Raw genomic sequence first — 11,278 nt, forward strand, 5'->3', positions numbered from 1 at the left:
AACAAACGATTAGCAGTGCGGCATTTTTTTGTATTGAAGTGTTGAATTCATTTATGCTAGTTGTTTTTTGTTTTTTCTGTAATAGAGATATAAAGCTGAGATTCCAATTATGATTAAAAGCCATTCATGAGGTTCAGGAACCGAGCCGTCATTATTTATAGACGCGTTTCCTAAAGTATTCACATTTTTTTCGATACCATTTTCTGCATAATCTTCATCTGTTTCCAAGACAATTAAAGAAGAAATCGGCGTGACGATATTGGCATCTTTCGCTAGGTCAACAAATTGATTTGTCGCTAAAGTGTCATTCTGTATTTTTACTTGTTCTTCTAAAACTTTTCCAAAAGCATACATTCTGTAAATATGATTTGGGCCGTTGCTTTTTGAAGTGCTGTCTGCAATGTTTTCATGAATTGAAATTTGAGCAGGTTCAATATTGATGCTGTTTTCATCTGTTTTATACGATGGAAATTGTTGTTTTTTGATCAGATCTAAGCTTTTGTCCAAGTCGCATTGAAAATAATCAATGTATTTTTGCTCTTTTACAGTTTGCCAAAACGGATTAATATCGGTACTAATATTAATGACTTTTATGTTTCTTTCTTTTGTATTGATTTTGATTTCTTTCAGATAATTTGAATCTTCAAGTTCTTCAAAATTGGCAGAAAATGTTCCCGATTTTGTAATGATCAAAGTATTCTTAGCCAATTTGTAAAGAGGAAGCAAAGAATAGTGGTAGTTTTCAAAATCCAATTGAATGGCTTTGAAATTCTCGGCATTAATTGGTGTTTTTTTGCCATTAACAAAAGCATAAAGATTTTGTTGGTTTAAATCTATAAAAGCTTCGATTTGTTTGGTGGTCCAATTGTTATTCAGATCTAATATGATTTCAGAAGGAGTGAAAGGGATAACCTTTTTTTGAATATTTTGAATTTCATACACTTTGTTTTTCCATACAAATGCTTGCGAATTAATTTTAGGCAAAGGCATAGTTGCTTCCCATTCGTCTAATCCTTCAGATTGATTGATGAAAAATCCTTTTTCAAGTTCAAAATCCTTGCTGGTTTCTATAGCGGTGTTTCCAACAGTTTGTATTCTTGAAATTGTTTTTGCATTTGAAATATTTGGTCCTTTTATAGCAAGGCTCTGATATTTCAAAATATTATCCTCTACTTTCATAGGAGTGGTAAAGCCACATTTAAATTTTCTTGGCGTTCTTTTGTTTACTGGAAAAACTCGAACGACAACTTTGTTACCTTCTTTCCATTGCATTAAAGACGGATCACGATATTCTACGCCAACAATTTGTTTGTATGCTTTTTTTGCTTTTTCCTTTGTTGTCAAGACGCCTTTTCGTTCGATTCCGTTTACCCAAAGTGAAAGTGAAGTGGCGACAGAACCTTCCGGCAATTGAAAAGAGTAAATGGCTTCTTGATTATTCCAAGCTTTTGCGTCAGATGCAATATCCATCGTGATTTCAGTATAAGCCAATCGAGTATTAGGGTAAAGCTTTACATCTTCTTTAATGGCTTTTGTGAGTACATTTTCACCGTTCCAAAGCTGTTCTTCGGTTTCAAGTCTTTTGTCAAAATTTGATTTTAAAATATTTATTTTGTCATCATTTGTTAAGCCTGAATCTTCACAAAACCAATAGGCAATGCTAATAAATGGATTATGGATTTTGGTTTCGTTGAACTGTTGATTGCTGAATGAATCAAATCCGTCAAATGAGAAAAAGTCATTTTTGTCAAAATATACAATATCCTTCTTTAGCAAGATCTCGTTAAAAAAATTAGGTTTTAAATTTTGAGAAACCAAAATGTATCGTGGTAAATCTTCATTAGAATTAAAAGAATTGATTTTGGCAATTTGAATTATTTTGTTGTTTTCCACAACTAATCCAATAGTGAAAATCGAAAAACCGACTAATACAAGCCCAAATCCGGCACTAAAGGAAAGGAAATAAAGTCTGTTTTTTGGCAAATACAAAATAACGGTTAGCAAATGAATAATTAAAATTATTCCGGGCACCAGACCATAAAATCCCATTCCGAGAGCTAAAATTCCAATAAATGAAAATGGTGTAAGTGGAATAAGGTATAAGGCAAAATAAAAGATGATCCAAAATGAAATTCCATTTATAAAATAAAATAGGAATGTACGAGGGGTTTCAATAAAATCTTGATACAGAATAAAATTCGTAAAGCAAAAAACAAAAGTGGTGACGTAAACCCATATTGGCAAATCTTGAAAAACCGGAATAAAAACATTTAAGCTAAAACAACCGATAAGCCAATTCAGCATTAGAAAAGGAATCAGATGAACGTATTCGTTTTTGTCTTTTAAAATTGAAAAAGAGATAATAGTTCCATATAAAAATTCAATAATAAGGCTGATTACCCCGATTGATTCATATTCATAAAAAGATAATTTTTGAGAGGCTAAAGCACAAATCATAAATATGGTGCTGAAAATTGTAACCACAAGACTTGCTTGTACTCCTGGTTTTTGATAGTAATCTAAAATTTCTGTTTTGTATTTCATAGTTATGTGTTTTTAAAAGTACTTTGAATTGCAAAGTTAATAGAAAATCTGAAAAACAAAATTTTTGACTTAGTTTTTTTAAGAAAATTCTTGATTAGACTTTTTTGTCTGAAATTGTATTTTGAAGAAGAAAAAAGATAACTATAACGTTATAATTTGTTATTTAGAAAGGTTCTTAGCTAAAATAGAAGTAAAATCGTACTTACGCCGTAACATTAAATTTCGACTTTGTTAAAGAAAAGATTTTAAAATACCAATAATTCATTTTTTTAATATAAAATTGATTTTTTGATAAAAACAAGCAGTGAAAATCGTTTTTTAGCAATAATAATTTTTGAAAAGACGACTTCTATTAAATTTTTTTAATTACGGTCTTTAATGTTTAAATTTGCCTCAAAAAAATAAATCCGCTTTTATTATGAATATTTATCAGGATTACCTTCAAGAAATTGAAGAAAGAAAAAATCAAGGGTTACACCCAAAACCAATTGATGGAGCTGAATTATTAAGCGAAATCATTGCTCAAATTAAAGATGTTGATAACGCATACCGCGAAGACTCTCTTAAGTTTTTTATTTACAATACGTTACCTGGTACTACAAGTGCTTGCAGGTGAAAAAGCAAAGTTTTTAAAAGAAATCATTTTAGGTCAATCTGTAGTAAAAGAGATTACACCTGCTTTTGCTTTTGAATTATTATCACACATGAAGGGAGGACCTTCAATTGAAGTGTTATTAGATCTAGCTTTAGGAAATGATGCCGCAATTGCTAAACAAGGCGCAGACGTTCTTAAAACACAAGTTTTCCTTTATGATGCAGATACTGATCGCTTGAAAGAAGCTTTCAAAGCAGGTAATGCATTCGCTAAAGAAATTATTGAAAGTTATGCAAAAGCTGAATTCTTCACTAAACTTCCAGAAATAGCTGAAGAAATTAAAGTTGTTACTTATATCGCTGGAGAAGGTGATATCTCGACAGATTTATTGTCTCCAGGAAACCAAGCGCACTCTCGTTCAGATCGTGAGCTTCACGGTAAATGTATGATTACACCTCAAGCACAAGAGGAAATTCAAGCTTTACAGGCGAAACATCCAGATGCAAGTGTGATGTTAATTGCTGAAAAAGGAACAATGGGAGTTGGTTCTTCTCGTATGTCAGGTGTAAACAACGTGGCGCTTTGGACAGGAAAACAAGCAAGTGAGTATGTTCCATTCGTAAACATTGCTCCAATTGTTGGAGGTACGAACGGTATTTCTCCAATTTTCCTTACTACAGTTGATGTAACTGGAGGTATCGGAATTGACCTTAAAAACTGGGTTAAAAAAGTTGATGCAGATGGAAAACCAGTATTGAACGAAAATAATGAGCCAATTCTTGAGCAAGCTTATTCTGTTGCTACAGGAACTGTGTTGACGATCAATACTCAAACTAAAAAATTATACAACGGTGATCAAGAATTAATTGATATTTCTAGATCATTCACTCCTCAGAAAAAAGAGTTCATCAGAGCTGGAGGATCTTATGCAATTGTATTCGGTAAAAAACTTCAAACATTTGTCGCAAAAGTTTTAGATATTGAAGCTCCAGCTGTATTTGCTCCATCTAAAGAAATTTCTAACGAAGGACAAGGTTTAACAGCAGTTGAAAAAATCTTCAATAAAAATGCTGTAGGTATTGCTCCAGGAAAAGTATTGCATGCTGGTTCTGACGTTCGTGTAGAAGTAAACATTGTAGGTTCTCAGGATACTACAGGTCTTATGACGGCTCAAGAATTAGAGTCTATGGTCGCTACAGTTATTTCTCCAATTGTTGATGGTGCTTACCAATCTGGTTGTCACACTGCTTCAGTTTGGGATAAAAAAGCTCAGGCTAATATCCCTAAATTAATGAAGTTCATGAACAACTTCGGTTTGATCACGGCTCGTGACCCAAAAGGTGTTTATCACTCAATGACCGACGTTATCCACAAAGTACTTAATGATATTACTATCGACGAATGGGCGATCATTATCGGTGGTGACTCTCACACGAGAATGTCTAAAGGTGTTGCTTTTGGTGCTGACTCAGGAACTGTTGCTCTAGCATTGGCTACGGGAGAGGCTTCTATGCCAATTCCAGAATCTGTAAAAGTGACTTTCAAAGGAGAGATGAAAGGATATATGGATTTCCGTGATGTGGTTCATGCTACACAAGCGCAAATGCTTAAGCAATTCAACGGTGAGAACGTATTCCAAGGAAGAATCATTGAGGTTCACATTGGTACGCTTACTGCTGACCAAGCGTTTACATTTACAGACTGGACTGCAGAGATGAAAGCTAAAGCCTCTATCTGTATTTCAGAAGACGATACTTTGATTGAATCATTGGAAATTGCTAAAGGCAGAATCCAAATCATGATTAACAAAGGAATGGATAATGATAGACAAGTTCTTCAAGGATTAATCAACAAAGCAGATAAGAGAATTGCTGAAATTAAATCTGGTGAAAAACCAGCCTTAACTCCAGATGCGAATGCTAAATATTATGCTGAAGTTGTAGTTGATTTGGATCAAATTGCTGAGCCAATGATTGCGGATCCAGACGTTAATAATAAAGACGTTTCTAAACGTTATACTCACGATACAATTAGACCATTATCTTTCTATGGTGGAGAGAAAAAAGTAGATCTTGGATTTATCGGTTCTTGTATGGTTCACAAAGGAGATATGAAAATCCTTGCTCAAATGTTGAAAAACGTTGAAGCGCAACAAGGAAAAGTTGAATTCAATGCTCCTCTTGTAGTTGCTCCTCCAACTTACAACATCGTAGATGAATTGAAAGCTGAAGGTGATTGGGAAGTTTTACAAAGATACTCTGGTTTCGAATTTGACGATAACGCTCCTAAAGGTGCGGCTCGTACAGAATACGAAAACATGTTGTACTTAGAGCGTCCTGGATGTAACCTTTGTATGGGTAACCAAGAAAAAGCGGCTAAAGGAGATACTGTAATGGCAACATCTACTCGTTTATTCCAAGGAAGAGTTGTGGAAGATGCTGATGGTAAAAAAGGAGAGTCATTGCTTTCTTCTACACCAGTTGTGGTTCTTTCTACAATTTTAGGTAGAACTCCAACTATAGAAGAGTATACTGTCGCTGTTGATGGAATCAACTTAACGAAGTTCGCTCCATCTAATAAGCAATTAGTTATGTAATCGAAAGATTATTTAAATAATATTTTCAAAGCCCGAGTCATAAAACTCGGGCTTTTTTTGTAATAATTGTTCTATTTTTTGTATCTTGTGATGTTCAAAAAACAATAATAAAAACAAAAAAATCTATGGCTTTTGATATTGAAATGATTAAAAAAGTGTACGAGAATATGCCTGCACGTGTTGATAAAGCGCGTGAGCTTGTTGGGCGTCCACTTACTTTAACGGAGAAAATTTTATACAACCACCTTTGGGATGGAACGCCATCTAAGGTGTTTAAGAGAGGAGTTGATTATGTTGATTTTGCGCCAGACCGTGTAGCTTGTCAGGATGCAACAGCACAAATGGCATTATTGCAATTTATGCACGCTGGAAAATCTAAAGTAGCAGTTCCAACAACGGTACACTGTGATCACTTGATTCAGGCAAAAGTCGATGCGGCAACTGATTTGGCTAGAGCGAAGACACAAAGTAATGAAGTTTTTGACTTTTTGTCTTCTGTTTCGAATAAATACGGAATCGGTTTCTGGAAACCAGGAGCTGGAATTATTCACCAAGTTGTACTCGAAAATTATGCTTTCCCAGGCGGAATGATGATTGGTACCGATTCTCACACTGTAAATGCAGGTGGTTTGGGAATGGTAGCAATTGGTGTTGGTGGAGCAGATGCTGTAGATGTAATGTCAGGAATGGCATGGGAACTTAAATTCCCTAAACTTATCGGAGTTAAATTGACTGGAAAATTATCAGGTTGGACAGCTCCTAAAGATGTTATTCTTAAAGTTGCAGGTATTCTTACTGTAAAGGGAGGAACCGGTGCTATTGTAGAATATTTTGGAGAAGGTGCAACAGCTATGTCTTGTACTGGAAAGGGAACAATCTGTAATATGGGTGCTGAAATTGGAGCTACAACTTCAACTTTTGGTTATGATGCTTCAATGGGGCGTTATCTACGTTCTACAAACCGTGCAGATGTTGCCGATGCCTGCAGACAAAATAGCTTCATATTTAACTGGAGACCCAGAAGTATATGCAAATCCAGAGCAGTATTTTGATCAGGTTATCGAAATCAATTTGTCTGAATTAGAGCCACATTTAAACGGACCTTTTACTCCAGATTTGGCTACACCAATCTCTAAAATGAAAGAGGAAGCCATCAAAAATAACTGGCCGTTGCAAATTCAAGTTGGTTTGATCGGTTCATGTACAAATTCTTCTTACGAAGATATTTCTCGTGCTTGCATCTTTGGCAAGACAAGTTGTCGCTAAAAATTTAAAAACAAAAGCTGAATTTACTATTACGCCAGGCTCTGAAGTAGTTCGTTCAACTATTGAAAGAGACGGATTTATTGATACATTCCATAAAATTGGAGCAACTGTTTTTGCTAACGCTTGCGGACCATGTATTGGTATGTGGGATAGAGAAGGAGCAGAAAAAGAAGAAAGAAATACGATTGTGCACTCATTCAACCGTAACTTCTCAAAACGTGCTGATGGTAATCCTAATACTTTAGCTTTTGTTGGTTCTCCAGAATTGGTAACGGCGATGGCAATCGCGGGCGATTTAGGTTTTAATCCGTTAACCGATAAATTAATCAATGAAGATGGAGAAGAAGTAATGCTAGATGCTCCAACAGGAGATGAACTTCCAGCTAAAGGATTTTATGCTGAAGATCCAGGATTCCAAGCTCCAGCAGAAGACGGATCAGGAGTTCAGGTTGTGGTAAATCCAACTTCAGAGCGTTTGCAGTTATTGGCTCCTTTTGATGCTTGGGATGGCAAAAACATCACAGGCGCTAAATTGTTGATCAAAGCATTCGGAAAATGTACTACAGACCACATTTCTATGGCTGGACCTTGGTTGCGTTTCCGCGGACATTTAGATAATATTTCAAACAACATGTTGATTGGTGCTGTAAATGCGTATAACCAAAAAACAAATTCGGTTAAAAACCAATTAACAGGCCAGTATGATGCTGTTCCTGCTGTTGCTCGAGCGTACAAAGCAGTTGGAGTTCCGTCGATTGTAGTTGGTGATCACAATTATGGAGAAGGTTCTTCTCGTGAGCACGCCGCAATGGAGCCTCGTTTCTTAGGTGTAAAGGCTGTTTTGGTAAAATCATTCGCTCGTATCCACGAAACAAACCTTAAAAAACAAGGTCTTTTAGGATTGACTTTTGCAAATGAAGCAGACTATGATAAAATTCAAGAAGATGACACAATCAATTTCTTAGATTTAACAGAATTCGCGCCAGGAAAACCATTGACATTGGAATTTGTCCATGCAAATGGCACAAAAGATATTATTTTAGCTAACCATACATACAACGAAGGCCAAATTGGATGGTTCGTTGCAGGTTCTGCATTAAATTTGATTGCGGCTGGAAAAGCGTAATTTTTAAGATTCAATTATAGTAAAAATGCTCTGTGAAAACAGGGCATTTTTTATTAGGAGCTAATCCGGCTATCCGCTGTATTCCCGATTTAGAAAAACTACGGCTAAAAAGCCTTGTTTTTCTAAATCGGGAGATGCCGCCTCTATCCGGGCTAGGGCATTCGGTTTTAAAAGAAGATTTTCAGAGTGATTTCAACATTTCAAAAAAAATTAATCATTTGATTTGGCTGTGATTTTTTCTTCCGATAAGGTTTTGATTCTATAGGGTTTAGTGTTTTTAAATTCTTCCACATCAACACTGTATACTTTTGAAGAAGGAACTTTAGAATAAGAATTGTCCAAACGGCCGCCCAAAAGATATAATTTGTTATTGTAGTAATACATCGCACTATATTTTAATGGAATGTCGATGTCGTATTCTTTCAATTGTTTGGTTTTTATATTGTAGGTACACATTTTTTTGTCTTCAAAAAATAGATCATATTATCATGATAAGTAATTGCAGGTCTTTCAAATTCCGAAAACAATTCACCTTCAATTTGCCAGGTTTCGGTTACTAAATCAAAAGTCTCAATTTGAGAAATTGGTTTTCCATCATTGCCTCCAATGAGATAGATTTTATCATTAATTAAGATTCCGGTAGTTTCCTTTGCAGTGGGCATAGGATCGAGTTCGTACCAATTTCCGGATGTGATATTGTACAAATGCACTTTATTAGTAAATCCCTTTACGTCTTTTTCAGATCTTTTTACAGAGCCACCCATTACGATAATATTATCTTTATACGAAAACGAAGCAAAATCTGTCGCTTGATGCGGATTTGTATGGTCTAAACTTACAGTTTGTTTATCAAGATCGATCACTTCAATTTGATTTTCTAGATATTCCCAACTGCTTACTGAGTTAACCAACATTCTTTTTCCGCCCAAAACATAAATCATGCCATTGTAGTAATGTAAACTATGATAACCTCTTGCTTTTAGATTTAATTTGGAAGTTTCCCACGTATTAGTTCCAATATCATAAATAGAAAGGTATTTTTTATAATGTCTTTTTGGTTTAGGCATCTGTGCTTCCTTTAAATAATCGCCCGTATTATAATCGGCTCTTTCTGCTTGACCTCTTTTCAAATAATCGATTTCAGGATAAGCATCTCCGCCACTGACATAAATTTTGTCTTCTTTTAAAAAAGATCCAAAGGAAAAAGTAGGATTTTTTAACGGACTAAGTAGATTAAAAGAAAGACTGGTTTTCAATTTTGCATTGGGTAAAATTGCTACTTCGGATAAATTCTGAATGCTTTCTTCAAGGTAAATTTTGAATTTATGCTCTGTTAAATATCTAAAAGAATATTGAGCGGTTTTGTATCCAATATGAGAGAATTCTATAATCTCATCGGCTTTTAGATTTGAAAAAGAGGCTAATGAAAATTCTCCTTTTTTGTTTGTTATGGTGCCCGTTTTACTGCTTACAGCAAAAATATTTACATCTTCTAGAGGTTCGTTTGTTGATGAAAATACAAAGCCTCTTTGTGTTTGTGCAGTGGAAATTAGCGGAAAGATAAGTAAAAGAAAGAGTAATTTTTTCACAAGTTTTTGAAAGTTAAGTTACTATTAAATCTTGAATTATGTAAAAAACTGGATTTTGTTTTGTGGATGATTCTTAAAAGAGAATTACTAATTAACCTTGGCTAAGGTTATTTCTTTCTTGAAATTTTTAGTTCTAACCGGTCTCGTTTTTTTTAAGTTTTCGACTTCAATAGTAAATACTTTTGATGAGGCTGTTTTAGAGTATGGAGTTTCGACACGTCCTCCAAAAATATATAATTTGTTGTCATAATAGTACATTGAAGAATATTTTAAGTTTAAGTCAATTTGATATTCATTGAGCAGTTGTGTTTTGAGGTCATAAGTAAACATTTTTCGATCTTCAAAAAAGTAAATAATATTTTCGTAGCAGGTTATCGCGGGTCTTTCTAAACTTGAGAATAATTCAGCTTCAGTTTCCCATATTTCTGTATGCAAATCATAACTTTGAATTTTAGTGATCGGTTTTCCATCATTGCCTCCAATTAAATAAATTTTGTCATCAATGAGAATTCCAGTAGTTTCTCGGGGAGTAGGAAGATTTCCAAGCTCATACCAATATCCTGAAGTAATATTGTAAAGATGAATTTTACTTGTAAAATCTTTTACTCCTTTTGTTCCGGTTCTCAAATAACCGCCCATTACGATAATATTATCCTTGTAAGAAAATGAAGCAAAATTTGCGGCCTGATGCGGATTGGTATTATCTACTTGAATAGCTTGGTCATTAATATTTAAAACTTCAATTTTATCTTGTATATATTCCCAGACATAGGTAAGTCCATCAGTTTTAATATTCATCTTGATTTCTTTGCCACCTAAAACGTAAATTGAATTGTCGTAATAATGAATATTATGATAGGCTCTTTTTTTAGTTTTAACTTTTTGATTTCCCACGAATCCGTTTTAAAATCATAAATGCATAGGTCACGTTTATAAAATAGAATATTATCTTCTGTTCCAGATTGAAGAAAGTTAATCAAATCAGCGTCTGCTCTTCTTGATCTAAATTTTTCAAATGCATCTGTTTCTCGTGATGCATCGCCTCCAATTATGTACAATTTATCATCTTTAAGAAATGATCCAAATGCTGAAATATCATTTTTCATTGAGTTCAATTCCTTAAAGGAAAGTTTTTTCTCCAATTTTTTGCTGGAGGCAATAGTTACATTGGATAAATTTTGAACGTCTTCGTTAAGTATAATTTTATAATTGTGACTTTTTAAATAGCTTATACTAAGTCTTTTTGTGGTATAGCCAATATGAGAAAATTCCAGTATTTCATCATTTTTAAATTGCGAAAGTAGTTGTAAAGAAAACTTGCCGTCTTTATCGCTTATTGTTCTGGTTTTGCTCGAGAGTGCCAATATGTTAGTGTTTTCAATTGGATTATTATCTTTCTCAGAAACGATAATTCCGCTTATATTTTGAGCAAATGATAACAAAGGACATAAAACGAAAATTAAAAATAATTTTTTCATTTGGTTTTTCAGATTTTGGTTGTTCCGAATTTATGAGAAAAACTTTTTTCTATAAAAGGCATATTGTCAGAGTATTATCACAAT

5 protein-coding genes and 2 pseudogenes are annotated in these 11,278 nt (G+C 34.1%); 2 read left to right on the top strand and 5 right to left on the bottom strand.

Going from position 1 to position 11,278, the window contains the following annotated elements; translation table 11 throughout:
- Window positions 1–51: 51 nt before the first annotated feature.
- Window positions 52–2,544: an XrtN system VIT domain-containing protein gene (locus tag ACQ9BO_RS08400; RefSeq protein ID WP_431244333.1), complete on the bottom strand. Its 2,493-nt coding sequence runs from the start codon at window positions 2,542–2,544 to the stop codon at window positions 52–54.
- 418 nt (window positions 2,545–2,962) lie between these two features.
- On the opposite strand from ACQ9BO_RS08400, the pseudogene ACQ9BO_RS08405 reads away from it, so the two are divergent.
- A pseudogene (locus ACQ9BO_RS08405) lies at window positions 2,963–5,735 on the top strand (bifunctional aconitate hydratase 2/2-methylisocitrate dehydratase).
- Between the two features lie 125 nt (window positions 5,736–5,860).
- Window positions 5,861–8,127: pseudogene (locus tag ACQ9BO_RS08410) on the top strand (aconitate hydratase).
- Window positions 8,128–8,337: 210 nt separating this feature from the next.
- On the opposite strand, the gene ACQ9BO_RS08415 reads toward ACQ9BO_RS08410, so the two are convergent.
- The 4 genes from ACQ9BO_RS08415 to ACQ9BO_RS08430 all read right to left on the bottom strand — a co-directional run bounded on the left by ACQ9BO_RS08415 (window position 8,338) and on the right by ACQ9BO_RS08430 (window position 11,194).
- Window positions 8,338–8,553, bottom strand: a complete 216-nt coding sequence (locus ACQ9BO_RS08415; protein WP_431244334.1) for a hypothetical protein — start codon at window positions 8,551–8,553, stop codon at window positions 8,338–8,340.
- Between the two features lie 11 nt (window positions 8,554–8,564).
- A complete protein-coding gene (locus ACQ9BO_RS08420) occupies window positions 8,565–9,716 on the bottom strand; it encodes a Kelch repeat-containing protein (RefSeq protein WP_431244335.1) in 1,152 nt (383 codons plus the stop codon).
- A gap of 87 nt (window positions 9,717–9,803) precedes the next feature.
- On the bottom strand, window positions 9,804–10,610 hold the full coding sequence (locus tag ACQ9BO_RS08425; RefSeq protein ID WP_431244336.1) for a hypothetical protein: 807 nt from the start codon (window positions 10,608–10,610) through the stop codon (window positions 9,804–9,806).
- A complete protein-coding gene (locus ACQ9BO_RS08430; RefSeq protein WP_431244337.1) occupies window positions 10,532–11,194 on the bottom strand; it encodes a carboxypeptidase-like regulatory domain-containing protein in 663 nt (220 codons plus the stop codon). Before ACQ9BO_RS08430 ends, ACQ9BO_RS08425 begins: the two co-directional genes overlap by 79 nt.
- Window positions 11,195–11,278 lie beyond the last annotated feature (84 nt).

The organism is Flavobacterium sp. P21 (genome assembly GCF_050632225.1).
Classification (GTDB): domain Bacteria; phylum Bacteroidota; class Bacteroidia; order Flavobacteriales; family Flavobacteriaceae; genus Flavobacterium.

Coding starts and splice junctions, on each gene's coding strand:
- ACQ9BO_RS08400 (WP_431244333.1), bottom strand. CDS start 2,544: ATGAAATACAAAACAGAAATTTTAGATTACTATCAAAAACCAGGAGTA.
- ACQ9BO_RS08430 (WP_431244337.1), bottom strand. CDS start 11,194: ATGAAAAAATTATTTTTAATTTTCGTTTTATGTCCTTTGTTATCATTT.